Source organism: Castellaniella sp., from assembly GCF_041675725.1.
In the GTDB taxonomy this organism is placed as follows: Bacteria; Pseudomonadota; Gammaproteobacteria; order Burkholderiales; family Burkholderiaceae_B; genus Castellaniella.
The window spans coordinates 34,871-60,228 of the sequence record NZ_JBAYTI010000009.1 but is presented as its reverse complement, the minus strand read 5'-3'; the positions used below and the strand labels follow the sequence as shown (position 1 = coordinate 60,228).

At 65.8% G+C, this 25,358-nt stretch carries 21 protein-coding genes; 13 read left to right on the top strand and 8 right to left on the bottom strand.

Going from position 1 to position 25,358, the window contains the following annotated elements; genetic code table 11:
* The 3 genes from WCZ84_RS03145 to WCZ84_RS03135 all read left to right on the top strand — a co-directional run.
* On the top strand, positions 1–996 hold a 996-nt coding region (locus WCZ84_RS03145; RefSeq protein ID WP_372684804.1), incomplete at its 5' end, for an arginine--tRNA ligase.
* A gap of 3 nt (positions 997–999) precedes the next feature.
* Entirely contained in the window at positions 1,000–1,692 is a 693-nt protein-coding gene (locus WCZ84_RS03140) for an SPOR domain-containing protein (protein WP_372684803.1), read from the top strand.
* A 40-nt stretch (positions 1,693–1,732) separates the two neighbouring features.
* Positions 1,733–2,353, top strand: coding sequence for a thiol:disulfide interchange protein DsbA/DsbL (locus tag WCZ84_RS03135; RefSeq protein WP_372684802.1), 621 nt, complete (start codon positions 1,733–1,735; stop codon positions 2,351–2,353).
* 128 nt (positions 2,354–2,481) lie between these two features.
* Here the strand turns inward: WCZ84_RS03135 and leuA are convergent, their stop codons facing one another.
* The 5 genes from leuA to WCZ84_RS03110 form a co-directional block, all read right to left on the bottom strand.
* Positions 2,482–4,185 (bottom strand): 2-isopropylmalate synthase, encoded by a 1,704-nt coding sequence (gene leuA / locus WCZ84_RS03130; RefSeq protein ID WP_372684801.1) that lies wholly within the window; start codon positions 4,183–4,185, stop codon positions 2,482–2,484.
* 326 nt (positions 4,186–4,511) lie between these two features.
* Entirely contained in the window at positions 4,512–5,093 is a 582-nt protein-coding gene (locus WCZ84_RS03125) for a hypothetical protein (RefSeq protein ID WP_372684800.1), read from the bottom strand.
* Positions 5,094–5,123: 30 nt separating this feature from the next.
* Positions 5,124–5,759, bottom strand: a complete 636-nt coding sequence (locus WCZ84_RS03120) for a hypothetical protein (protein WP_372684799.1) — start codon at positions 5,757–5,759, stop codon at positions 5,124–5,126.
* 73 nt (positions 5,760–5,832) lie between these two features.
* Positions 5,833–7,434 (bottom strand): peptide chain release factor 3, encoded by a 1,602-nt coding sequence (locus tag WCZ84_RS03115; RefSeq protein ID WP_372684798.1) that lies wholly within the window; start codon positions 7,432–7,434, stop codon positions 5,833–5,835.
* A complete protein-coding gene (locus tag WCZ84_RS03110; RefSeq protein WP_372684797.1) occupies positions 7,431–8,744 on the bottom strand; it encodes a DEAD/DEAH box helicase in 1,314 nt (437 codons plus the stop codon). The genes WCZ84_RS03115 and WCZ84_RS03110 overlap by 4 nt, the downstream gene beginning before the upstream one ends.
* Before the next feature lie 296 nt (positions 8,745–9,040).
* Here WCZ84_RS03110 and WCZ84_RS03105 point away from each other — a divergent pair, with 296 nt between their 5' ends.
* Together WCZ84_RS03105 and WCZ84_RS03100 are read left to right on the top strand one after the other, a co-directional pair.
* Positions 9,041–9,649: a LemA family protein gene (locus WCZ84_RS03105; RefSeq protein ID WP_372684796.1), complete on the top strand. Its 609-nt coding sequence runs from the start codon at positions 9,041–9,043 to the stop codon at positions 9,647–9,649.
* Positions 9,646–10,551, top strand: coding sequence for a YgcG family protein (locus tag WCZ84_RS03100; protein ID WP_372684795.1), 906 nt, complete (start codon positions 9,646–9,648; stop codon positions 10,549–10,551). The genes WCZ84_RS03105 and WCZ84_RS03100 overlap by 4 nt, the downstream gene beginning before the upstream one ends.
* Before the next feature lie 89 nt (positions 10,552–10,640).
* Here WCZ84_RS03100 and WCZ84_RS03095 read toward each other — a convergent pair whose 3' ends face one another.
* Both WCZ84_RS03095 and WCZ84_RS03090 read right to left on the bottom strand, forming a co-directional pair.
* A complete protein-coding gene (locus WCZ84_RS03095) occupies positions 10,641–11,846 on the bottom strand; it encodes a PLP-dependent aspartate aminotransferase family protein (RefSeq protein ID WP_372684794.1) in 1,206 nt (401 codons plus the stop codon).
* Positions 11,847–11,852: 6 nt separating this feature from the next.
* The gene (locus WCZ84_RS03090) at positions 11,853–12,935 is read right to left on the bottom strand and encodes an MBL fold metallo-hydrolase (RefSeq protein WP_372684793.1); all 1,083 of its coding nucleotides are present in this window, start codon (positions 12,933–12,935) and stop codon (positions 11,853–11,855) included.
* 89 nt (positions 12,936–13,024) lie between these two features.
* On the opposite strand from WCZ84_RS03090, the gene WCZ84_RS03085 reads away from it, so the two are divergent.
* From WCZ84_RS03085 to gluQRS, 8 genes are read left to right on the top strand one after another with little or no spacing between them, the layout of a single operon-like run.
* Positions 13,025–13,441, top strand: coding sequence for a MerR family DNA-binding transcriptional regulator (locus WCZ84_RS03085; protein WP_372684792.1), 417 nt, complete (start codon positions 13,025–13,027; stop codon positions 13,439–13,441).
* Positions 13,438–14,616 carry an isovaleryl-CoA dehydrogenase gene (locus tag WCZ84_RS03080; RefSeq protein ID WP_372684791.1) on the top strand — a complete coding sequence of 393 codons (1,179 nt, stop codon included), beginning with the start codon at positions 13,438–13,440 and terminating at the stop codon, positions 14,614–14,616. Before WCZ84_RS03085 ends, WCZ84_RS03080 begins: the two co-directional genes overlap by 4 nt.
* A 7-nt stretch (positions 14,617–14,623) precedes the next feature.
* The gene (aceK, locus tag WCZ84_RS03075) at positions 14,624–16,498 is read left to right on the top strand and encodes a bifunctional isocitrate dehydrogenase kinase/phosphatase (protein ID WP_372684790.1); all 1,875 of its coding nucleotides are present in this window, start codon (positions 14,624–14,626) and stop codon (positions 16,496–16,498) included.
* Positions 16,495–17,676 (top strand): acetyl-CoA C-acyltransferase, encoded by a 1,182-nt coding sequence (locus WCZ84_RS03070; protein ID WP_372684789.1) that lies wholly within the window; start codon positions 16,495–16,497, stop codon positions 17,674–17,676. The genes aceK and WCZ84_RS03070 overlap by 4 nt, the downstream gene beginning before the upstream one ends.
* A gap of 15 nt (positions 17,677–17,691) precedes the next feature.
* Entirely contained in the window at positions 17,692–19,293 is a 1,602-nt protein-coding gene (locus tag WCZ84_RS03065; protein WP_372684788.1) for a carboxyl transferase domain-containing protein, read from the top strand.
* Positions 19,294–19,305: 12 nt separating this feature from the next.
* Positions 19,306–21,333, top strand: a complete 2,028-nt coding sequence (locus WCZ84_RS03060; protein ID WP_372684787.1) for a biotin carboxylase N-terminal domain-containing protein — start codon at positions 19,306–19,308, stop codon at positions 21,331–21,333.
* A 22-nt stretch (positions 21,334–21,355) separates the two neighbouring features.
* Positions 21,356–21,823 (top strand): DUF494 family protein, encoded by a 468-nt coding sequence (locus WCZ84_RS03055; RefSeq protein ID WP_372684786.1) that lies wholly within the window; start codon positions 21,356–21,358, stop codon positions 21,821–21,823.
* A 41-nt stretch (positions 21,824–21,864) separates the two neighbouring features.
* Positions 21,865–22,749: a tRNA glutamyl-Q(34) synthetase GluQRS gene (gene gluQRS / locus WCZ84_RS03050; protein ID WP_372684785.1), complete on the top strand. Its 885-nt coding sequence runs from the start codon at positions 21,865–21,867 to the stop codon at positions 22,747–22,749.
* On the opposite strand, the gene WCZ84_RS03045 is transcribed toward gluQRS, so the two are convergent.
* The gene (locus WCZ84_RS03045; RefSeq protein ID WP_372684784.1) at positions 22,724–25,339 is read right to left on the bottom strand and encodes a DNA topoisomerase III; all 2,616 of its coding nucleotides are present in this window, start codon (positions 25,337–25,339) and stop codon (positions 22,724–22,726) included. The genes gluQRS and WCZ84_RS03045 overlap by 26 nt on opposite strands.
* Positions 25,340–25,358: the final 19 nt, after the last annotated feature.

Sequence of the window (25,358 nt, the reverse complement as noted above, 5' to 3'; positions counted from 1 at the left end):
GGCGATGTGGACGACCTCGAAGCCATCCGGCAGTTTGCCGTGGCCAGCCTGCGCCACGAGCAAGACCTCGACCTGCAGGCCTTCGGCCTGCAATTCGACCACTACTACCTCGAAAGTTCGCTCTACACCAGCGGCCGTGTCGAACGCACTGTCCAGGCGCTGGTCGACGCCGGGCACACGTACGAGCACGGGGGCGCATTGTGGCTGCGCACCACCGAATTGGGCACGGGCGACGACAAAGACCGGGTGATGCGCAAGTCCGATGGCGGCTATACGTATTTCGTGCCGGACGTCGCCTACCACGTCGCCAAATGGGAACGCGGCTACCAGCGGGCCATCAACATCCAGGGCAGTGACCATCACGGTACCGTGGCCCGGGTGCGGGCAGGCCTGCAGGGCCTGGGCCTGGGCATCCCGGCCGACTACCCGGCGTATGTCCTGCACAAGATGGTGCGCGTCATGCGCGACGGCGCCGAAGTCAAGATCTCCAAGCGGGCCGGCAGTTATGTCACGCTGCGCGACCTGATCGACTGGGTCGGGCGCGACGCCGTACGCTTTTTCCTCGCCATGCGTCGCGCCGATGCCGAGTTCGTCTTCGACATCGATCTCGCCCTGTCGCACAGCGAAGAAAACCCGGTGTATTACATCCAGTATGCCCACGCCCGCATCCATTCGCTGCTGCGCCAGAACGCAGCGGCCGGGCCGCAGGGCGCCGACGTCAGCCGCCTCACCGCCGTCACTGAAACCGCCTTGCTGCAGCGGCTGGCCGAATACCCCGGCGTGCTGACCCAGGCCACCGACGAACTCGCCCCCCATCAGCTGGCGTTCTGGCTGCGCGACTGCGCGGCGGATTTCCATGCGTGGTACAACGCCGAACGCATCCTGATCGACGACGCCCCGCTCGCCGCCGCGCGCCTGCAGCTCGCCCGGGCCACGGCGCAAGTGATCGCCAATGGGCTGGGCGTACTGGGCGTCAGCGCGCCGGAGCACATGTAAGCCATGGCACGCAGAAAAAAATCCTCCGCCCGATCCGCCAACTGGTTGCTGCTCATTGTGGGCATGGTGCTCGGCGTGGCCGCCGCCGTGGCGGTGGCGCTGTTCGTCACCCAGGCTCCCATGCCCTTCAAAGACAAGGCCAGCCGCAACCCGCCCGGAACCCTGCTGCCCGACGTCGCCAATGCGCCCGATCCGAACATTGCGCTTTATGGCAAAGACGGGCCTGCCGGAAACCGCAGCACGGCGCAAGGGGGCAACGGGCTGGGCGCACCCGCGGCCGGCGGCCAGGACCCTGGGCAGGACGGCATCGCCCACATCATCGCAGGCCTGAGCGGCACCGGCGACGGCGCAAGGGCCCCGGGCGACACGCCGGCGCCCGCAGCCAAACCCGCGCCAGCCGATGGCCTGCCGCTCCCGCCGCCTCCGCCCCCGCCAGCGGCCGCCAGCAACAACGCAAGCACGCAAACCACGTATTATCTGCAAACCGGTGCCTTCCGTTCGGAAAACGAAGCCGAGGCCATGCTCGCCCGGGTGGTCCTGCTTGGTTTCCCGGTCCGCATAGAAACCGGCACGGCCAATCAAGCGCCCATCCATCGCGTGCGGGTGGGGCCCTTCAAGGGCATCGATGAAATGAATCGCGCCCGCAGCCGCCTGGGCGACGAAAAAATCGAATCCGCCGTGGTTCGGCCTGGATGATATCCGCGCTCAACCCTGGTTTTTTGCAGGAACCCTGACCATGAAATCCATATTTCTCCGTATCGCAAGCAGTCTCGTTCTCGGGCTTGGTGCCCTGGCGCTGTCTCCGGCACACGCCGCCAGTTTCGACACGCTCGACCCGGTCCAGCCCTCGGATACGCCGGGCAAGGTCGAAGTGCTCGAATTCTTTTCTTATTCGTGCCCCCATTGCGCCCGCATCGAGCCCCTGCTCGAAGCCTGGCAAGCCACCCTGCCCGACAACGTGGTGTTCAAGGGGGTGCCGGTCGCCTTCAACGCCAGCATGCGCGATCTCCAGAAACTGTATTATGCGCTCGAGGCCATCGACCGCATGGATTTGCACGCCGCCGCCTTCAAGGCGATTCACGAAGAGCGCAAGCAGATTTTCACCGCCAATGACATCATCGACTGGGTCGCGGCGCACGGGGTGGATCGCGATACGTTCACCGACGTGTTCAATTCTTTTGGCGTGCAGACCAAAATTCGCCGCGCAGACGAACTCACCCAGTCCTACAAGATCGATGGCACGCCTTCGCTGGCCATCGGCGGGCGCTACGTGACGTCGCCGTCACATACCGGAAGCTATCAGGGTGCGGTCGATGAGGCAGATCGGCTTCTGAAGGATCTGCTGGCGGGATCCTGACCCGCCCCCCTGTAACCGCCCTTGTGCAACGTGACGCCCGCCCCTTTGCGGGGCGGGCGGGGCAGGGCGGGGCTGGTTGGCCCGAAAGCGGGCCCCCTGAGACAGCCGGCTGCCGGCTGACCAGGGGCTCAGGCCGCCACCGAGTCCTGTACCTGGATGCGGTTGCCGGCCGCCACGTGGCGGTTGATCGCGCTCAGGATGGCCAGGAACGAAGAGGTCACGATGTCTTCGTGCACCCCCACCCCGAAGCCGCTGGGCCCGCCCTGTATACGCATCTCGACATACGACGCAGCGCGTGTGTCGGTGCCTGTGCCTATCGCGTGCTCTTGGTAGTCCATCACCCGCGCATCGATCCCGAGCGCCTGGATGAAGGCGGAGATGGCCCCGTCGCCCTGGCCTGACACATTGCGCACCTGACCATCGACCGCGACTTCGAGTTCGATCATGAACTGCTTTTGCCCAGTGGTCTTGGGGCTGCCCGTAATCCGGTGACGAATCAGCCGGACGGGTTCGTCGATGTCGAGATATTCTCTGGAGAAAATGTCGTAGACATCCTGGGACGTGACCTCGCAACCGGTTTCGTCGGTGACCCGCTGAATGGCGCGGCTGAACTCGATCTGCAGGCGACGCGGCAGGACCAGGCCGTGCTCCTGCTCGAGCAGATAGGACACCCCGCCCTTGCCCGACTGGCTGTTGACGCGTATGACCGCATCGTAGCTGCGGCCCAGATCGGCTGGGTCGATGGGCAGGTAGGGGACTTCCCAGACACCGTCGGTTTGCTGGACGGCAAAACCCTTTTTGATCGCATCCTGGTGCGAGCCGGAAAAGGCCGTGAACACCAGATCGCCGGCATACGGATGGCGGGGGTGCACAGGCAGCTGATTGCAATGCTCTACGCAGCGGCGGACTTCGTCGATGTCGGAGAAATCGAGCCCCGGATGCACCCCCTGGGTATACAGATTCAGCGCCAGTGTGACCAGGTCCACGTTGCCGGTGCGTTCGCCATTGCCGAACAGGCAGCCCTCGATCCGGTCGGCGCCGGCCATGACCGCGAATTCAGCGGCGGCGACCGCTGTGCCGCGGTCGTTGTGCGGATGGACACTGAGCACGATCTTGTCGCGCTCGTTCAGGTGGGTGTGCATCCATTCGATCTGATCGGCGTACAGATTCGGCGTGGTGGCTTCGATGGTGGCCGGGAGGTTGAGGATGATCTTGTCTTCTACCGTGGGTTGCCAGGCCTGGACGACGGCATTGCAGACTTCGAGGGCGAAATCGGGCTCGGTGGTGCTGAACACCTCGGGCGAATATTCGTAGCGCCAGTGCGTTTCGGGATGCTTGGCCATTTCGGCCTTGACGATCTGCGTGCCCTCGACCGCGATGGCGCGCACTTCGTCGCGGCTCATGCGAAAGACGATCTTGCGAAAGGCCGGCGCGCAGGCATTGTACAGGTGGATGATGGCGTGGCGGGCACCCGCGCAGGACTCGACGGTTCGGGCGATCAGGTCGTCGCGGGCCTGGGTGAGCGCGATGATGGTGACGTCATCCGGGATATGGTGCTCGTCGACCAGTTTGCGCACGAAATCGAAATCCGTTTGCGAAGCCGAGGGGAAACCGACCTCGATCTCTTTGAAACCAATCTTGACGAGCTGGCGAAAAAACCGCAGCTTGCGCTCGACGCTCATGGGCTCGATCAGGGCCTGGTTGCCGTCGCGCAAGTCGGTGCTCATCCAGATGGGGGGCGTCGTGATGCGGCGGCTGGGCCAGGTGCGTTCCGAGAAATCGCGCGTGAACGGCGCAAACGGAACATATTTTTTAGCGGGATTCTTGATCATGGCTGTACCTGTCGTTGTCTGCCCGGATCACGGGCGAAAGAAAGAAATGTGGCGAATCAGGTTGCCGAACTGCCACGTGGCGCTAGGCCCGGCAACCGATCGTTAGCAGCAGTAGGCCCGACAGGGGCAGCAGAAGCGTGGCCGCAGGCGCGGCCACGGCACACACGGATCCCGACACGGACGTGCCGGGCATCGCGCTGTGGTGTGTGCTGGAGATATCCATAAGTGAAAGTCGAACACATTTTTGGATGAAAAGCAAGCCCGAAGAGGTGCGCGGCCTTGCCCGCATCGTCTTTTCCTGGCGGCCGTGCGGGCCGCCTGGGCGCTCAGGATGATTCGGTCTGCCGCGACTGCAGGGCGTCCTGCAGCATCTGACGCTGATCGCGGGCCGTCTGCAGGCGACTGGCCCGATGGGACGCCAGTTCGACGGCGGCCTGTTGCACATCGCCCACACGCAGGGGTTCATCTGTGCTGGACCAGGCCCACAGCAGCACGTCGAGCGCAGGCGCGGACAGTTGCGTGGCCAGCTGCCGGAAGGCGTCGGGGTGCACGCTGCGCCGCCGCGCGCGCGCCGCCAGGCTGCGGCCCAGCGCAAACAGCACACGCACCAGGATCAGCGTCAGCAGGCCCACCAGGACCCACCAGAACCAGGGGTTCACGCGTTCGAGCAGCGACAGTGCTTCGGGGCCCGCCACATTGAAGCGCTTGAAATCGAAATGCAGGCCGAATGCCAGCAAGGCCTTTGCAAGCCATACCCAGACCCAGGCGGTGATCAGTACCAGGGCCAGAATAAAGACCCACATGCCCAGCATGTGAGCCAGCACCGTACGGCGCAGCAGGCGGCGGTCGGCGCGCGTGGGGGAAGGGTCGGAGGAGGCGTCGGTATGCATGATAGGGATTTGGGCCATCAGGCCGGATCGTTGGAAGCCGTGGGATCGTCAGAAGTCGGTTTTCTTGGCGGGGCAGCCTTCGACCTTGCCCCAGGCCGCATGGGGCTCGCAATATTGATTGCGTACCGCCCACGCACAGGATGGGCGCGAAAAGAACCCCAGGTTTTCACAGGCCCTGAGATCGGCACGGAATTCGGCTTGCCATTGTGCCCCGCCGGCGGGGCTGGCGCGATCGGGCGCCACAGTGTCATCGGGTGGGGGCGGGGCCGTGATATCGATGGGCTGCACGAACGTGCCCCCGCCCGGCGCCGACGCTTCGGCCGGCGCGCCGCCCATCTGCCTGAGCGCGGCCTGTTCGATGGCCTGATCCATGGTGATGGTCGTGGTGGCCAGCGCGATGGGGCCGGGCTGCGCCATGAGCGAAGTGATCTCGATCGACCAATCGACCGGCGGCATCATGCTGGGCACCCCCTGACGGCCATTGGGCAGCAGCTGAGGGGCTGTGGCGACCAGAGGCCGGCCCTGCGCATCCAGGCTGGCACTGCGGTCGAGCTCGGGATGGTGGGGCGGCATCTGGGTTCGGGTAGGGCCGTGCGCAATCAGCCAATCGCCCAGTTGCAGACCGCCCCAGGCTGAAAAGCCGGCCGCCAGCAACAGGAATGCGATGATCAGACGCCAGGACATGATGAAAGGCTCGCCTCGAGGTCATGTGCAGAGGATGGGGACAATGGACATTGTATCGAAAGCAGCCGGCCTTTCAGCCGGAGAAAAAATGACCCGCATGCTCGCGCATGGCATGGAATTCGATCTCGGGGTTGCGCTCCATCGCGATGCGCAGCTGTGCGGTCGAGGTGGCCAGAAACGCCGGCGCGTCCACGACGTCATGGGCCATGTTGGCGGCATTGGCGGCCATGAATTTCCGCAGCGCGACGGGATCCTTGCTGGTCACCCAGCGCGCCAGGCTGTAGCGCGAGGGGGCCATGCGGGCATCCACCCCATACTCCGTCTTCAGGCGCTGGGCCACCACCTCGAACTGCAGCGCACCCACCGCGCCCAACAGGAGCGCGCCGCCGGCAATGTCGGGGCGAAACACCTGAATGGCGCCTTCTTCCCCCAGCTGAGTCAGGCCCGTGCGCAACTGCTTGGTACGCAGAGGGTCGCGCACCTCGACCGATTGGAAGAGCTCGGGGGCAAAAAACGGCAGGCCGGTGAAGGTCAGCGTCTCGCCTTCGGTCAGCACATCGCCCAGTTGCAGCATGCCGTGGTTGGGGATGCCGATGATGTCGCCGGCCCAGGCTTCATCCACGATCTCCCGCCGCTGGGACAAGAACGACACGACGTTGTTGGGCCGGATTTCCTTGCCGGTCCGCGCCACTTTCAGGCGCATGCCGCGCTCGAACCGCCCCGAACTGACCCGCACGAAGGCCACCCGGTCCCGGTGGGCCGGATCCATGTTGGCCTGCACCTTGAAGACCATCCCCGTGAAACGGGGCTCTTCGGGCCGCACTTCGCGCTGCAGGGCCATGCGCGGCCCCGGCGGCGGCGCCTGCTCGACCAGAGCATCCAGCACCTCGCGCACGCCGAAATTATTGATCGCCGAACCGAAGAAGACAGGCGTCTGGCGACCGGCCAGAAAAGCCTCGCGTTCGAAGGCGGGCACGGCGCCGTTGATCAGCTCGATTTCTTCGTGGGCCTTGCGCCACGCATCGCCAAAGCGTGCCGCCAGGGCAGGATGGTCGAGACCCGCCACGGTCTCCTCGTCATCGCGATGGCGCTCGGCGCCGGGCCGGAAAACCCGCATGTGATCATGACGCAAATCGAATACCCCGCCGAAATGCCGCCCCATGCCGACCGGCCAGGAAAACGGCACCGCATCCATGCCCAAATGGCCCTCGATTTCGGACAGCAGATCCAGCGGTTCGCGGACTTCGCGATCCAGCTTGTTGATGAACGTGATGATGGGCGTGTTGCGCGCCCGGCACACCTGGAGCAGGCGGATCGTCTGCGGCTCCACCCCATTGGCCGCATCGATCACCATGAGCGCGGCATCCACCGCCGTGAGGACACGATAGGTGTCCTCGGAAAAATCCTGGTGGCCCGGCGTATCCAGCAGATTGATCACGCAGTCGCGATAATCCATCTGCATGACCGATGAAGCCACGGAAATGCCCCGCTGCTTTTCTATCTCCATCCAGTCCGACGCGGCATGCCGGCTCGCCTTGCGGGCCTTCACGCTGCCGGCGATCTGGATCGCACCCGCGAACAGCAGCAGTTTCTCGGTCAGCGTCGTCTTGCCGGCGTCCGGGTGGGAAATAATGGCGAAGGTACGCCGACGCGCCACTTCCTGGCGCGGATTCATGGGCGGCGGCCCGCCATGGGAGCCGGCCTGCGGCGCCGGGCGGCGTGGGCCCGACCCGCCCGATCGGTCGGGGTGGCCGGGCTTGCGGAGCGGGTCGAGTGGACCCGCCCCCGGCCGCCCGCGCCCGGCCGCTCGGCATCCTGTGCCGGTTCCGGATGGGCAGGCGGCACCCAGCCCTCGATGGTGATGGGCTCCAGATTCTGCCGGGTGAGCCGTTCGATGGCCCGCAGCAGCTTGATTTCGGAATCATCCACCAGCGACAGGGCCGACCCCGGGCTGCCGGCACGCCCCGTGCGACCGATGCGATGCACATAATCTTCAGGCACGTTGGGCAGTTCGAAATTGACGACCTGTGGCAGTTGCTCGATATCCAGGCCTCGGGCTGCGATGTCGGTCGCCACCAGGACGGCCACCTTGCCATCCTTGAAGCCGCTCAGGGCGCGCGTACGGGCCGACTGGCTCTTGTTGCCATGGATCGCAGCGGCCGACAGGCCGTCCTTGACCAGCTTTTCAGCCAAGCGGTTGGCCCCGTGCTTCGTGCGTGTGAAGACCAGCACCTGGTGCCATCCGCTTTCGCGGATGATGTGGCTGAGAAGGTCGCGTTTGTCGCTTTGCCGGGCCATGATCACTTTCTGGCGCACCAGCCCGCTGGCCGCATTGCGGCGTGCCACGGACACCTCTTCCGGGTGGTCGAGCATGCCGTGGGCCAGGGCACGGATGTCGTCCGAGAACGTGGCCGAGAAAAGCAGGCTCTGGCGCGCCTTGGGCAGCAGCCGCAGGACACGCCGGATGTCGTGAATGAAGCCCATGTCCAGCATGCGGTCGGCTTCGTCCAGCACCAGGATTTCCACACCGGAGAGGTCCAGCGTTTTCTGGCTGGCGTGATCCAGCAGGCGCCCGGGTGTGGCCACCAGGATGTCCTGGGGCTTTTTCAGCGCAGTGATCTGTGGGTTGATGTTCACGCCGCCGAAGATGACCAGCGACTGAATGCGCGTATGGCGGGCGTACAGACGCACGGATTCTTCCACCTGGGCCGCCAGTTCGCGCGTGGGCGTGAGCACCAATACGCGTGGGCGGCCAGGCGAGCGCGTCTTTTGCGGATGGCGCAGCAGGTGATCCAGGATCGGCAAGGTGAAGCCGGCGGTCTTGCCGGTGCCCGTCTGGGCTGCGGCAAGCAGGTCGCCGCCCTGCAGCACGTGCGGGATGGCCTGCGCCTGGATGGGAGTGGGATGTGTATAGCCAGCGTCGTGCACGGCACGCAGCAAAGGTTCGGCCAGGCCGAGATCGGCGAAGGAAAGTTCGGAATTCAAGTTGAGTGGCTCCAGCGACGCCCATCACCCGCAAGGGGCGATGCCAATCGGGGCCGACATGCAGAAATGTTTGCGTGTGGCGCATCAAGACAAACCCGCGCCACCAAAAAGAAAAGCGTGCAATGACTGGCAAACTGCACGAAGTCCGCTAGTATAGCGCGATGCCGTTGTCGATGGAAATATCCGCCGGGCCCAATAGGCGATGAAACCGCATCCAAAGTCGCTTGGGCCCAACGGAATTCAGGGGGGCCGGACTCATCTACACTAATGGAAAAGATACTCTCCGGGGGTGCGGGATGCGACGGCTGTTTTCTCGTGTGCTGGTCATGATGATGGCGCTGCTGCTCTCGGGTTGCGGCTATAACGAACTGCAACGCCTGGACGAACAAGTGGCTGCGAGCTGGTCCCAGGTGCTGAACCAGTACGAACGGCGCGCCGAACTGGTCCCGAAGCTGGTGGCGTCGGTCGATGCCTACAAAGTGCATGAACGCAACGTGCTCGAGCAGGTCACCGCAGCCCGGGCACGGGTTGGGCAGGTCAGCCTGCAGGCCGGCGACCTGGACGATCCGGCCATGCTGCAGCGCTTCGAGCAGGCACAGGATGCGCTCTCCGGCAGCCTGTCGCGGCTGCTGGCCGTCTCGGAGCGCTACCCCGACCTGAAAAGCGACGGCCTGTTCCGGGATCTCATGACCCAGCTCGAAGGCACGGAAAACCGGATCGCCGTGGCCCGGGAACGCTACGTCACCGCGGTACAGGCCTGGAACCAGGCCATTCGGCAATTTCCCGAGCTGATCATGGCGCGCGTGCTGGGCTATCAGCCCAAGCCGCAGTATGGCCTGGACAAGGCCGATCGCGTACAGCAGGATCCCGAAGTCCGCTTCGACCAGCCGGCTACACCGCAATGACGTTCGGCCAGGCCATGGGGTGGATCGACCGGCCCCTGGGCCGCCTGCTGGTCCTGTCGTGCATGCTGTGCGTGTTGATCGGCGCAGGCTGGCCGGGGCGGGCGCCCGCGGCCGGGCCGGTCCCCATCCCCGCTTGGCAGGCACACGCCACCGATCTCACCGGTACGCTTGCGCCGGGGGATCTGGCCGGCTTGAACCAGAGCCTGCAAACGTTGGAACAACAACGCGGCGCGCAGCTTTTCGTGCTAATGATCCCCACGACGGGGCCGGAGAGCATCGAACAATATGCACGCCGCGTATTCGACACCTGGGCCATAGGGCGCCGGAACGTGGACGACGGGATTCTGCTGCTGGTGGCACTGGACGACCGCAGCGTGCGCATCGAAGTCGGCTATGGGCTCGAGGGCGCCATCACGGACGCGCTGGCCGGGCGCATCATCCGCGAGCAGATGACGCCGCGTTTTGCCCAAGGCGATCTGTCCGCCGGCATCCATGCAGGGGTGCAGGCGCTTTCGGCGCTCGTGGCAGGCGAGGATTTGCCGCCGCCCTCATCGACGCAATCCGATCAGAACGATGCCGCGGCCTGGCTCTTCCTGCTCCCGGCGGCATTCTTCGTCCTGGTCATGCCCGTGATCGTGAGCGCCGTTTTTTTCGGCGCCTTGTGCTTTCTGCTGACCGACAGTGTGGCCTGGGGCCTGGCCGGTGCCATGCTGGCGGTGGTCCTGTCATTGATCAGCCGAAACCTGGGCGTAACGCGGCGCCTGCGGCAAGGCTCGGGCCGGAGTGGATCCGGTTCGCGGGGCGGGCCAGGGGGCGGTTTTGGCGGCGGGGGCTCGAGGGGCGGGGGCGGTGGCGGCGGCGGTGGCCGCGGAGGGGGTGGCGGCGCATCCGGCGGCTGGTGAGCGTGCAACGGCCCAGGCCCGATGCCGGGCCCCACGCTTCATGACACCCAGGCCCCGCACTTTATGATGTGCGGCCCGCCACGACGCCGCTACACGGCCGCAAACGCCGACTCGAGATCCTGCAGCAGATCGGCCGCGTCTTCCAGCCCCACATGCAGGCGCAGCACCGAACCCGCCTGCAGGCCACCGGCGCTCAGGCTGCGCCAATACGAATGCTGCGCCAGCGTCTCGGGATCCACCAAAGAAACCAGGCTTTCGTAGCCGCCCCACGAATACCCGATGCCGAACAAACGCAGCGCGTCGACCAGCCGGCGGGCCTGGTGCCGGTCGAAATCCAATGCCACCGCCAGCAGCCCATTGGATCCCGAAGCATCGCGCTGCCACAGGCCGTGGCCCGGATCGTGCGGCCAGGCCGGAAAGAACACGCGCCGTACCGACGGCTGCGCCGACAGCCATTCACAGACCTGCAGCGCATGATCGCCACACGCCTGCATCCGCAGCCCCAGCGTGCGCGCCCCGCGCAGGGCCAGCCAGACGTCGTCGGCGCCGACCGTGCTGCCCAACGCATAGTGCGTGTCGCTGAGCGCCCGCACGTGCTGGGCGTCGCGCACCACCGCAGCGCCCAGCATCAGATCGGAATGCCCGCCCAGATACTTGGTGGCGGCCAGGACCGATATGTCCACGCCCAGGGCCAGCGGACGGTACACATAGCCCGACCCCCACGTGTTGTCGGCCACCACCAGCAGGCCCCGGTCATGCGCCCAGCGTACCAGGGCGGGTACATCCAGCATCTGCATCAGCAGAGAGCCGGGCGATTCCAGGTAGAGCACCCGTGTTTCAGGCCGCAAGGCCGCCTGCAGACTGTCGATGTCCGGTGCCACGAAATCCATCGCCACCCCCATGCGCGCCAGGACGCTCTTGTGGAAGGCGCGCACGGGCCCATAGACAGAATCGGTCACCAGGGCGTGGTCGCCGGCGCTGAGATAGGCCATCAGCGTCATGCTGATGGCGGCCATGCCCGACGGCGCCAGAAAGGCGCGCTGACCGCCTTCGAGCTCGCAGACCAGGGCCTCGAAGGCCTCGTGGGTATCCAGGCCAACCCGGCCATAGGTGGCGACCCGGTGGCCGGCGTGTCGCGCCATCTGAGCCTGATCGTGCGCTTTCATGGACGCAAACCGCACCGTGCTGGTGCGCACGGCCGGCAAAGACACGGGGCCTGTGCCGGTGACCGGATTCAATGGGGCCTGGCCCACGTGCTGAAGGACGGTATCGACACGGTCTGCGGATATTGACATGTTGGCTTAGAGAGTTTGGAAACGGTAGACGCCATCATCCCCCGATTGGCGCTTCAGTTGACCACGATAATACAAAGCATGCAGATGCGCGATAGCCTCGCCCATGGCAAATGTCAATTGGTGCATGTCGAGCTTGCGATTGAAGAGCACCGGCAGCAGGTCATAGGCGCTTTTCGGCTGCGTGCAGGCCGCCAGCACTTCGGCCAGGCGCTCTGCGTGATGCGCCTGCTGCTGCTCGATGCGCGTGTGCAGGCCGCGAAAGGGGCGCCCGTGCGACGGCAGCACCAGTGCGTCCTCGGGCAGGCCATCGTAGCGATCCAGCGAATCCAGATAGAGCTTCAGGGGATCGGCCTCCGGCTCCAGGTCGAAGACGCTGACGTTGGTCGAAATACGCGGCAGGATCATATCGCCCGAGATCAGCACCTGCAGCGCGGGACACCATAAGGAGACGTGTTCCGGCGCATGGCCGTAGCCGACGATGACCTCCCAGGCGTGGCCCCCGATCTGCACCTGCTGCCCGTGGATCAGCCTGTGGAAACGGCGCGGCATGTCGGGCACCAGCTTGGAATAATAATTGTGCCGATCATGCAGCATTTGCTGCGCCGCCGGATCCAGCAGGCCATGCCGGGCGAAATGGCGCGCGGCGGCGTCCCCGGTGGGTCCGCTGCCTTCGGTGACGGCCGCCTGGGCGTCTGGCCCGCTGCCCGACCACAGGCTCGACAGCGCGAAATCGGTGGCCGACATCCACAAGGGCGCCTGCCAGCGGTCGCACAGCCAATGGGACAGGCCAACGTGGTCCGGGTGCATGTGCGTGACGATCACCCGCAGGACGGGCAGCCCCTGCAGTTCGGACTGGAACACGGACTCCCAGGCATCGCGTACCTCGGGCCGATCGATCCCGCAATCCACGATGGTCCAGCCATCGCGGCCATCGAGCCGATCGCGCAGCAGCCACAGATTGATGTGATCCAGGGCAAATGGCAAAGGCATGCGCAGCCAGCGCACACCCGCGGCCATCTCCCGGGTTTCACCCAATGCCGGGTGGCTGTCGCCCCATGGATAATTCAAAGCCTGTTCCTGTGGATTCATGCAGTTCTCCTCTGTACATTCTTTACGTTGACGTAAGCGTCATGCATAATGGGACCTTCCATTGTATGCATGTTTTGGACACGATCATCATGAGCCACGATACATGGTCGATTTCCGAGATGGCCCGTGAGTTCGACGTCACCCCCCGTACCCTGCGCTTTTATGAAGATCAGGGCATTCTCAGCCCGTCCCGGGAAGGCCGTAACCGCGTCTACGCGGCCCGTGACCGCACGCGGCTCAAGCTCGCCCTGCGCGGGCGGCGGCTGGGCCTGCAGCTGTCCGAAATCCTCGATCTCATCAACCTGTATGATCGCAGCAAGGCCAGCACGACCACGCAATTGCAGCACTACGCGCGGATTCTCGCCGACCACCGGCACAAGCTCGAACAACAGCGCCGCGACATCGACCAGACCCTCAAAGAAATACGCCACCAGCAGGCCCAGTGCGACGCCCTCTTGCGCGCGCGCCTGGCCCCTTCATCCGCCCCTCAGGAGACCTCCTCATGAATCAGCCCGGCCTGGACTTCAACCTTGGATCCGATCTGGACATGCTGCGCGAAGCCGTGCGCGACTTTGCCCAGGCAGAAATCACCCCCCGCGCGGCGCAGGCCGATCGCGACGATCAATTTCCCATGGACCTGTGGCGCAAATTCGGTGACCTGGGTCTGCTGGGGATCACGGTCGATGAAACCTACGGTGGCAGCCAGCTCGGCTACCTCGCGCACATGATCGCGATGGAAGAAATCTCGCGAGCCAGCGCATCGGTCGCGCTGTCCTACGGTGCGCACTCGAACCTGTGCGTCAACCAGATCCACCGCAACGGCACCGACGCACAGAAGCGCAAGTATCTGCCTGGCCTGATTTCAGGCGAGCACGTGGGCGCCCTCGCCATGAGCGAAACCGGCGCGGGCTCGGACGTGGTCGGCATGCGCCTGCACGCCCAGAAAAAAGGCGACCGCTACGTGCTCAACGGCAGCAAGATGTGGATCACCAACGGGCCCGACGCCGACACCCTGGTGGTCTACGCCAAGACAGATCCCGAGGCACACCAGCGCGGCATCACGGCATTCATCGTCGAGAAATCCTTTCCGGGCTTTTCGGTGGCCCAGAAGCTCGACAAACTCGGCATGCGCGGCTCGCACACGGGCGAGCTGGTCTTCCAGGACTGCGAGGTGCCGGCCGAGAACGTGCTGGGCGAAGTCAATGGCGGGGTGCGCGTCCTCATGAGCGGTCTCGACTATGAACGCGCCGTTCTGGCGGCCGGTCCGCTGGGCATCATGCAAGCCGTCATGGACGTGGTGGTCCCGTACGTGCACGAACGCCGCCAATTTGGCCAGCCCATCGGCGAATTCCAGCTGATCCAGGGCAAACTGGCCGACCTGTACGTCACCCTGCAGGCGTCGCGCGCGTTTTGCTATACGGTGGGCCGTAATCTGGACAGCGTCGGTGCCCGGCACGTGCGCCAAGTGCGCAAGGATTGCGCCGGCGTCATTCTGTACTGCGCCGAAAAGGCGACCTGGATGGCCGGCGAAGGGATCCAGATCCTGGGCGGCAACGGTTACATCAACGATTACCCCACCGGTCGGCTGTGGCGCGATGCCAAGCTCTACGAGATCGGTGCCGGCACCAGTGAAATCCGGCGCATGCTGATCGGCCGCGAACTCTTCGCTGAAACGGCCTGAAAGCGTCATGCTGCGCCATGGCGAACAAGCCCGTATCGAAGCGCCACCGCCCCGGGGGCATGCCCCGGCGTCGGTGGCGCGCATGATATTGGCGGGCTTCGATCGCCACTATGCGCTGTTCCGCTACAGTGCGCAGCGAGCCAAGTCCCTGTTCGAGTCGGCCCAATGGCAGGGCATCCAGCAGCTGGCCCGCGAACGGATCGAATACTACGACACGCGCGTGCGCGAATGCGCGGCCGCCCTGTCCCAGGCCCTGCGCGACACGGCGCCGGCACAGGCCCACCCGGGCAAGGCGCTCAGTGCCGAGCAGATCGCGTTCTGGCAGGCCGCCAAATCCGCGTACGTCGGGCTGCTGGCAGAACACAGCCAGCCAGAGTGCGCAGAGACGTTCTTCAACTCGGTTTCCTGCCGCATCCTGCACCGCAGCTACTTCAACAACGATTTCCTCTTCGTGCGCCCGGCCGTCGCCACCGACTACATCGGCGGGTCGCCCGCCACCTATCGCAGCTACTATCCGCTCGACACCCGCCTTCAGACAGCCCTGGTGCAGCTGTTTGCCGCCTATGGCCTGGCCACGCCCTGGGCCGACCTGCCAGCCGACGTTCGCCGCCTGGCCCGCATGGGGGTGCGACACCTGCGCCAGAGCCTGCCGCGCGGACGCGGGCGCCGGCTGTCGGCAGACTGCCAGATCCAGGTGCTCGATAAACTGTTTTTCCGCAACAAAGGCGCCTACGTGCTGGGCCGGCTGATCAACCAGGGCGCCATCCACCCTTTTGCCGTGGCCCTGCTGCAGAATCCGGCGGGCGAGGTGCGGCTCGATGCCCTGCTGATCGGCAGCGACGAACTCAGCACCCTGTTCAGCTTCACCCGGGCGTATTTCCTGGTCGACATGCAGGCGCCCGCCGCGTACGTGGATTTTCTGGCCACCCTGTTTCCACGCAAGCCACGCGCCGAGATCTACACGACGATCGGCCTGCAGAAGCAGGGCAAGACGCTGTTCTACCGCGACTTCCTACACCACCTGGCACACTCGCACGATCGCTTCGACTATGCGCCCGGCATCGAAGGCATGGTCATGACCGTGTTCACGCTGCCATCGTACCCCTACGTCTTCAAGATGATCCGCGACCGCATCGCCAAAGAGGGCATGGATGCGCAGACCGTGCTGCGCAAATACCAAATGGTCAAGCGCCACGACCGCGTGGGGCGCATGGCCGACACCTGGGAATATTCCTCGGTGGCCCTGCCGCGCGGGCGCTTCTCTGCGCGTCTGCTCGACGGTCTGCGCCGCGAAGTCCCGGGCCAGCTGGAAGAGCTGGGCGACCAGATCATCCTGCACCATGTCTACATCGAACGGCGCATGACGCCGCTCAACCTGTTTCTCATGCAGGCGGACGACGACGTGCTCGATGCCGCCATCGGCCAATACGGCCAGGCGATCCGCGAGTTGGCCGCGGCAAACATCTTCCCGGGCGACATGCTGTACAAGAATTTCGGCGTCACGCGCCTGGGCCGCGTGGTCTTCTACGATTACGACGAAATCGAGCGCATGACCGACATGAACTTCCGCAACATCCCGCCGGCCCCGAACGAAGAGGCCGAACTCGCCAGCGAACCCTGGTACCCGGTGGGCCGGCACGATGTATTCCCCGAGGAATTCAGCCGGTTCCTTCTGGGCGATGCCCGTGTGCGCGCCGCGTTCCTGCGGCACCATGCCGAGCTTTTGGGTGCACAATGGTGGCAGGATTGCCGTGCCCGCGTCGCACAGGGGCGCCTGGAAGACATTTTCCCCTATCCCGAGGCACGTCGCCTTCAGCCCGTCCATGCCCGGCCTGCCGTGGCACCGGGCAACCCGCAACATTCCAGGAGTACATCATCATGAGTGAATCCATCGTCATCGTATCGGCCGCCCGCACCCCCATGGGGGGCATGATGGGCTGCCTCTCCAGCCCCTCGGCCCATGAACTGGGCGCCATCGTTATCAAGGCCGCCGTCGAGCGCGCCGGCATCCCCGGCGATGCCGTAGGCGAAGTGATCATGGGCAACGTGCTGCAGGCGGGGCAGGGTCAGGCGCCCGCGCGTCAGGCCGCCCTCGGGGCCGGCCTGCCCATCGGGGTGCCCTGCAGCACCCTGCACAAGGTCTGCGGCTCGGGCCTCAAGGCCGTCATGCTGGCACACGACATCATCAAGGCCGGCTCGGTCGACGTGGTCGTGGCCGGTGGCCAGGAAAGCATGAGCAACGCGCCCTACCTGCTGCTGCGCGGCCGCCAGGGTTATCGCTACGGGCATTCCACCGTCTATGACCACATGGCCCTGGATGGTCTCGAAGACGCCTATCAGCGGGGTACGGCCATGGGCGTCTTCGCCGAAGACTGCGCAGCCAAGTACCACTTCACGCGGGAACAACAAGACGCGTTCTCGCTCGAATCCCTGCGCCGCGCCCGCCAGGCCTCCGAGGACGGCAGCTTCAGCTGGGAGATCACCCCCGTCACCATCCAGGGGCGCAAGGGCGAAACGGTCATCGACCGCGACGAGGCCCCCTTCACGGCGAAGCCCGAGAAAATCCCCAGCCTCAAGCCGGCCTTCAAAAAAGACGGCACCGTGACGGCCGCCAATGCCTCTTCCATCTCCGATGGGGCCTCGGCGCTGGTGGTCATGAGCAGCACCCGGGCCGAAGCGCTCGGCGCGACCCCGCTTGCGCGCATCGTCGCCCACACGCAGTTCTCACAAGAACCGGCGTGGTTCACCACGGCGCCCGTGGGCGCCATCCGGAAGCTGTTCGAAAAGACCGGCTGGTCTGCCCAGGATGTGGACCTGTACGAAATCAACGAGGCCTTTGCCGTGGTCACCATGGCCGCCATGACGGACCTGAACCTGCCCCACGACCGCGTCAACGTGCACGGCGGCGCCACGGCCCTGGGCCATCCCATCGGGGCCTCCGGCGCCCGCCTGCTCACCACGCTCATCGGCGCGCTGCGCAAGACGGGCGGCAAGCGGGGCATTGCCTCGCTGTGCATCGGCGGGGGCGAAGCCGTGGCCCTGGCCATCGAAATGCTCTGACCCACAGGAAACGCCATGCCGGTCATCGAATCCCGCATCCAGACCCGTTCACCCGAGTTCCAGGACAATGCCCGGGCCATGCGCGCCCTGGTGGCCGACCTGCGCGAGCAGCTGGCCCGCACGGCCCGGGGCGGCAGCGATGCCGCGCGCGAGCGCCATCTCGCGCGCGGCAAGCTGCTGCCGCGCGAGCGGGTCGAGCGCCTGCTCGATGCCGGCACGCCGTTTCTCGAGCTCTCGCCACTGGCCGCACACGACCTCTACGACAACGCCTCGCCAGGCGCCGGGCTGATCACCGGCATCGGGCGGGTCAGCGGCACCGAGTGCGTCATCGTCTGCAACGATGCCACGGTCAAGGGCGGCACGTACTTCCCGCTGACCGTCAAAAAGCATCTGCGGGCCCAGGAAATCGCGCGGCAGAACCACCTGCCCTGCCTGTATCTGGTGGATTCGGGGGGCGCCAACCTGCCCAACCAGGACGAGGTCTTCCCAGACCGCGATCACTTCGGGCGAATCTTCTTCAACCAGGCCGTGATGTCTTCTCTGGGGATCGCGCAACTGGCCGCGGTCATGGGCTCCTGCACGGCGGGTGGCGCCTACGTGCCCGCCATGAGCGACGAGGCCATCATCGTGCGCAACCAGGGCACCATTTTTCTCGGCGGTCCGCCGCTGGTCAAGGCGGCCACGGGCGAAGAAGTATCCGCCGAAGACCTGGGCGGCGGCGACGTGCATACGCGCCTCTCGGGCGTGGCCGACCACCTGGCCGACAACGACATCCACGCCCTGCGCCTGCTGCGCGACGCCGTCGCCCGCTTGAACCGGCCCCGTCTGCCCGACACGGGCCCCTGGCAGGAGCCGCTGTACGACCCGGCGGAACTCGACGGGATCATCCCCCAGGACACCCGCAAGCCCTACGACGTGCGCGAAGTCATTGCCCGCCTCGTGGACGGCTCGCAGTTCGACGAATTCAAGGCACGCTTCGGCACCACCCTGGTCACCGGCTTTGCCCACCTGTACGGCATGCCGGTGGGCCTGGTGGCCAACAACGGCATCCTGTTCTCCGAAGCCGCCCAAAAAGGGACGCACTTCATCGAACTGTGCTGCCAGCGCAACATCCCGCTGGTGTTCCTGCAGAACATCAGCGGTTTCATGGTGGGGCGCAAATACGAAAACGAAGGCATCGCCCGCCACGGGGCCAAGATGGTCACGGCGGTCTCCACGGCGGCCGTGCCCAAATTCACGGTACTGATCGGCGGCTCGTTCGGGGCCGGCAACTACGGCATGTGCGGGCGGGCCTTCGATCCGCGCCTGCTGTTCCTGTGGCCCAACGCACGCATTTCCGTCATGGGCGGCGAGCAGGCGGCCAGCGTGCTGGCCACGGTGCGCCGCGACAACATCGAGCGCCAGGGCGGCCATTGGTCGGCCGAAGACGAAGAAGCCTTCAAGAACCCCGTGCGCGCCCAATACGAGCACGAAGGCCATCCCTACTATTCCACGGCGCGCCTGTGGGATGACGGCATCATTGCGCCAGCCGATACACGCCGGGTGCTGGGCCTGGGCCTGGCCGCGGCCCGCCATGCCCCGACCGAGCCCACCCGCTTCGGCGTTTTCAGAATGTAAGGAGTTCTTACCGTGTTTCAGACCCTGCTGATCGCCAATCGGGGCGAAATCGCCTGCCGCATCGCCGCCACGGCGCGCCGCCTGGGCATGCGCACCATCGCAGTGTATTCGGATGCCGACGCGCGGGCCCGGCACGTGCAGGCCTGCGATCAGGCCGTGCATATTGGCGGCCCGGCGCCGGCCGACAGCTACCTGCGCACCGACGCCATTCTCGAGGCCGCGCGTCGTACGGGGGCCGAGGCAATCCACCCCGGCTATGGGTTTCTGTCCGAGAACGCCGGCTTCGCCCGGGCTTGTGCCGAGGCAGGGCGGGTCTTCGTGGGCCCGCCGGCGGACGCCATTGCCGCCATGGGCAGCAAGTCGGCCGCCAAGGCCCTCATGGCGCAAGCGTCCGTGCCGCTGGTGCCGGGCTATCATGGCGAGCGCCAAGAGGCCGCCTTCCTGCAGGAACGCGCGCGCGAGATCGGCTATCCGGTGCTCATCAAGGCCAGCGCGGGGGGCGGTGGCAAGGGCATGCGCATCGTGCACGACGATGCGGGGTTCGCAGCGGCGCTGGCGTCCTGCCAGCGCGAGGCCGCCAGCAGTTTTGGCGATGCCCAGGTCCTCGTCGAGCGCTACCTGCTCAAGCCGCGGCACGTCGAGATCCAGATCTTTGCCGACACACACGGCCATTGCGTGCACCTGTTCGAGCGCGATTGCTCCGTCCAGCGGCGCTATCAAAAAGTCATCGAAGAAGCGCCTGCACCCGGCATGACGCCCGAACGGCGCGAAGCCATGGGCGCGGCCGCCATCGCGGCGGCCCGCGCCGTCGGCTATGTCGGCGCCGGCACGGTCGAATTCATCGTCGAGCCCGACGGGCGCTTTTACTTCATGGAAATGAACACGCGCCTGCAGGTAGAGCATCCCGTCACCGAGGCCATCACGGGGCAGGACCTGGTCGAATGGCAGCTGCGCGTCGCGGCGGGCCAGCCGCTGCCGCTGCCACAAGAGCGCCTGAAGATTCACGGCCACGCCATCGAAGCCCGGATTTACGCCGAAAACCCCGACAATGACTTCCTGCCCAGCACAGGCCGCCTCGACGTATTGCGCTGGCCAGAGCACACGGCGTTTCGCATGGGTGCGCTGCGGGTGGATGGTGGGGTGCGCGAGGGCGACGTGATCACCCCCCACTATGATCCCATGGTGGCCAAGCTGATCGTCCATGGTGCCGATCGCCAGCAAGCCTGCGAGCGCCTGCAACGGGCGTTGCAGGCCATTCGCTGCACCGGGGTCCAGACGAACATCGCCTTTCTGGGCCGTCTGATCGGCAACCCCGCCTTTGCCGGCGCGGACCTGGACACCGGCCTCATCGGGCGCGAGCACGAACGCCTCTTTCCGCCGGCCCAGGCCGCGCCCGAGCTCGCCCTGGCCCTGGCAACGGCCTGTGTGCTGCAGCATACCGGCCAGTCTACCGGGCCGGACGCCCAACAGGCGGGCAACCCCTGGACCCTGACCGATGGTTGGCGCGTTCTGGGTTTGCACGACCAAACCCTCACGTTTGCGGATGCCGTAGGCGAGTACGCCGTCCACGTCCGGCACCAGGGCCCGCGCTGGACCTGGCAGGCCGATGGCGGCCCCGAACAGCCGTTCGAATGGCAGGTCGACCCCGCCACCCCGGCCCGTCTGCGCGTGCGCCTGGGCGGCTGCGACAGCCCGGGCGAGGTCTGGTTGCAAGGCGAACGCCTGGACGTATTCTGCGCAGGCGGGCGCCACACCCTGAACTGGGTAGATGCCATTGTCCGGGCCACGGGAACGGCCGATCAGGCCACGGGCGGGCTCACGGCCCCCATGCCCGGCAAGATCCTGTCGGTTTCGGTGGCCACCGGCGACGCGGTGACGCGGGGCGCGGCCCTGATGGTCATGGAGGCGATGAAAATGGAGCACACCATCGAAGCGCCCCACGATGGCATCGTCGGCGAGGTCCTGTTTGCAGTGGGCGAACAGGTCCAGGAAGGCGACACGCTGATCGAACTGCAAAAAACGGAATCCGGTACACTGTAGCGGTTTCAAGTGTGCCGCCGCCATGTACGACATTCTGGTCTATTTGTTTGAAAACTATCAGGCACCCCAGGCCTGCCCGCGCGCCGAGGTCCTGGCCAGCAAACTGGCCGCCGAAGGCTTCGAGCACGAAGACATCGACGATGCCCTGCGCTGGCTGCAAGGCCTGGCCATCACCACCGAGCACTGCCAGTTGTCGTCGCTCGACGGTCGCCCGTCGGCGCACGCGATGCGCATTTACACGCACGAAGAGCACCGTGACCTGGGCGCCGAGGCCATCGGCTTCATCACGTTCCTCGAGCACTCGGGCGCCTTGCCGCCCTCGCTGCGCGAAATCCTCATCGAATGCGCCTGCTCGGCCGACCATGGCCCGCTGTCACTATCCGAAATCAAAATCCTCACCCTGATGGTCCTCTGGAGCCAGCAGGCTGAAGTCGAACATCTCATCTTCGAAGAACTGCTGGCCCACGAAGAGGATCCTCCGCTGCACTGATTCCCCGGGCCCGTCGCCCATGCGCGCCGGCAGGCACTGGCATGTCCCGTTACATAGGTCGATTCGCCCCCAGCCCCAGCGGCCCCCTGCACGCAGGCTCTCTGCGGGCGGCCCTGGCCAGCTACCTGGACGCGCGCGCCCACCGCGGACGATGGTTGCTGCGCATCGAAGACATCGACACGCCACGCACGATCGCCGGCGCCGACCGCGTGATCATGGAGCAGCTGCGGGCCCTGGGCCTGCACTGGGACGGAGAGCCGGTCTGGCAGACCCGGCGCCACGCACTTTACGCACGGGCCTTCGAGCGCCTGCGCCACGCGCATCGGGTCTATCCCTGCCACTGTCATCGCCGGGATCTGCCGCCCGGGCCCTATCCGGGCACCTGCCGCCCAGCGCCACCCGGCCACCCCGCATCGATCGCCACGCCACCGGCCAGACCACCGGCGCACTGCAGCTGGCGCTTTCAGGTCCTGGCTGGGCGCCAGTCTCTGGAAGATCGCTGGTACGGCACCTGGCAGCAAGACGTGGCCGCGGAAACCGGGGATTTCATCATCCGCCGCTCGGACGGCTTATGGGCCTACCAACTGGTCGTCGTGGTCGATGATGGCGCACAGGGCGTGACCGACGTGGTGCGCGGCAGCGATCTGCTCGCCTCCACGGCCCGCCAGCAACAGCTGGCCCAGGCGCTGGGCCTGCCGCTGCCGCGCACCCTTCACGTACCGGTGCTGTGCGATACACACGGCCAGAAGCTGTCGAAACAGAACCACGCCCCGGCACTTCAGGTCGGCCAGCCCCTGGCCTGCCTTCGACAGGCCTGGCAGGGCTTGGGCTTTGCACCGCTGACGGCATGCTCGGTAGACTGCTTCCTGGGCCAGGCCACCACCGCCTGGGCGGCGCGCTTCAAGCCTTGCGCGCCTTCCGGGTAGAGGCCGGGGCCTTGGCGGCCTTGCTGCCAGCGCCCTGGGCCGCGGGTTCGGCCTTGGCGGGCTCGGCCTTGGTCGAGGCCGCCATCTTGGCCGAGGCCGCTGCCTTGCGGGTGGATGAAGCCGCTTTTTTGGGGGCCGTCTTGCGCGCCTCGAACTCGAAACCGATCTTGCCGTCGGGCTGGCGCACCAGATAGGCCTTGAATTTGCGGTGCGTGCGGCTGGAGACGAAGCCGTCGAGCAGGTCTGTCCGGCCTTCGGCCAGAAGCTTGCGCATTTGATCGGCGCTGATCTCCTGCTGCAGGATCACCTTGCCGCTGCGGAAGTCACAGGTCTTGTCCGGGCCGACCGAGCGCTCGCAGACGTAGTTCATGCCGTGCTCGAAAACCCTCGCCTGGCAACGCGGACATGGCCCCAGGGCCGTCTGGCCGGAGAAATCCACCGGCTCGGCGTCATCGTCATCTTTCTGGCCGAAATCGAATTCGAGCTTGTATTCGTCCGTGATGCGCAGGACGGCGGCAAAAGGCCGGCCCATTTTGCTGATGAAACCGGTCAGCGGGCCCAGCACGCGATTTTGCAGCAGTTCCTCGACCTCGGCCACCTCGAAGGTGCGCCCCCCAGGATGCTTGCCGATGGAAAAATCACAGGCCGTGCAGGCGTAGCGCCGATAGTTCTCGCGCACCACCCCGCCACACCGGGGGCACGGTGTCTGCAGCGTCACGTAATCCCCGGGCACCGTGTCGCGCTCGTACTCTTTGGCGCGCTTGACGATGACCTGCGTCATTTGTGCGATCTCGCGCATGAAGCTGTCGCGGTCCAGCTTGCGCTGCTCGATCAGCTTGAGCTGGTGTTCCCACTCGCCCGTGAGCTCGGGCGACGTCAGCTCGCTGACGCCCAGGCCCGCCAGCAGCGTCATGAGCTGGCGCGCCTTGGCGCTGGGCACGAGCTCACGCCCTTCGCGGCGCAGATAGGCCTCGTTGAGCAGGCCCTCGATGATGGCAGCGCGGGTCGCCGGCGTGCCCAGACCGCGCTCGGACATGGCTTCGCGCAGGGCCTCGTCGTCGACCCGTTTGCCTGCGCTCTCCATGGCCGACAACAGCGTTGCTTCGGTATAGCGGGCCGGTGGGCGCGTGGCCAGGCCGCGCGCCTCGACCGCTTCGGTGCGCACCCGCTCGCCCTCGGCCACAGCCACCAGCGCACCCTCTTCGCCCTGCGCTTCGCGCCCGTATATGGCCAGCCAGCCCGGGGCCACCAGCACCTTGCCTTCGGTCTTGAAGTGATGGCCCGATACCTGCGTGACACGCGTGGTGACACGGAACTCGGCCGCCGGAAAGAACACGGCCAGAAAACGGCGCGTGATCAGCTCGTAGATCTTGAATTCGGCGTCGGACAGCTCGCGCGGGATCTGCAGCGTGGGGATGATCGCGAAGTGATCGGATACCTTGGCATCATCGAAAATGCGCCGGTTTGGCTTGACCCACTGCTGCGCCACCACCTGGGCTGCAAAAGGCTGCACCGAGCGCGCTGGAGCGGCTTCGCTGCCGGCCAGGCCCGCCATGGTCTGGCGCACGGTCGCCAGGTAGTCTTGTGGCAGGTAGCGTGAATCCGTACGCGGGTAGGTAAGCGCCTTATGGCGTTCATACAGGGTCTGGGCCAGGGACAGCGTGGTCTTGGCGGAGAAGCCGAAACGGGCGTTGGCCTCGCGCTGCAAGGTCGTGAGATCGAACAGGGCGGGCGACAGCTGGGTGCTCGGCTTGGACTCTTCTTGCACGGTGCCGGGCTGGTCGCGGCAGGCCGCCACCACGCTCTGCGCGGCGGATGCGGACCAGAGCCGCGAATCGCGGGCGTCGGGGTCGTGCTCGTTTTTCTTGAAGGCCGGATCGAACCAGCGCCCTTCATAGAGGCCGGCCGCTGCAACGAATGTGGCGTGGACTTCCCAGTAGTCGCGCGGGACGAAACGGCGGATTTGTTCTTCGCGCTCGTTTACGATGGCCAGCGTGGGCGTCTGCACGCGCCCCACCGGCGTCTTGAAAAACCCGCCATCCTTGCTATTGAAGGCCGTCATGGCCCGGGTACCGTTGATGCCCACCAGCCAGTCCGCCTCGGCGCGCGAGCGCGCGGCTGCTTCGAGGGGTTTCATGGTGTCGTCGTCGCGCAGGTTCTCGAAGGCTTCGCGGATCGCGGCCTGGGTCATGGAGCGCAGCCACAACCGCCATACCGGTTTCTTGACCCCGGAATACTGCATGATGTAGCGGAAAATCAGCTCGCCCTCGCGCCCCGCGTCACAGGCATTGATGACCGCCGTGACGTCCTTGCGCTTGAGCAGCTTGACCAGCAGCTTGAGCCGTTCGGTAGAGCGCTTGTCGACGGGCCCCAGTTCGAACTGTTCGGGAATCACCGGCAGATGGGCAAAGCTCCATTTGCCGCGCACCGGATCATTCGGGGCCACCAGGCCAAGCAGATGCCCGACACTGGAAGAGAGCACGTAGTGCTCGCTTTCGAAATAGTCGCCCGTACGCGTAAAGCCGCCCAGGGCCCGGGAAATATCCAGGGCAACCGAAGGTTTTTCTGCAATGATGAGTGTTTTGGTCATGAAGTTCCACAGGCGGCAC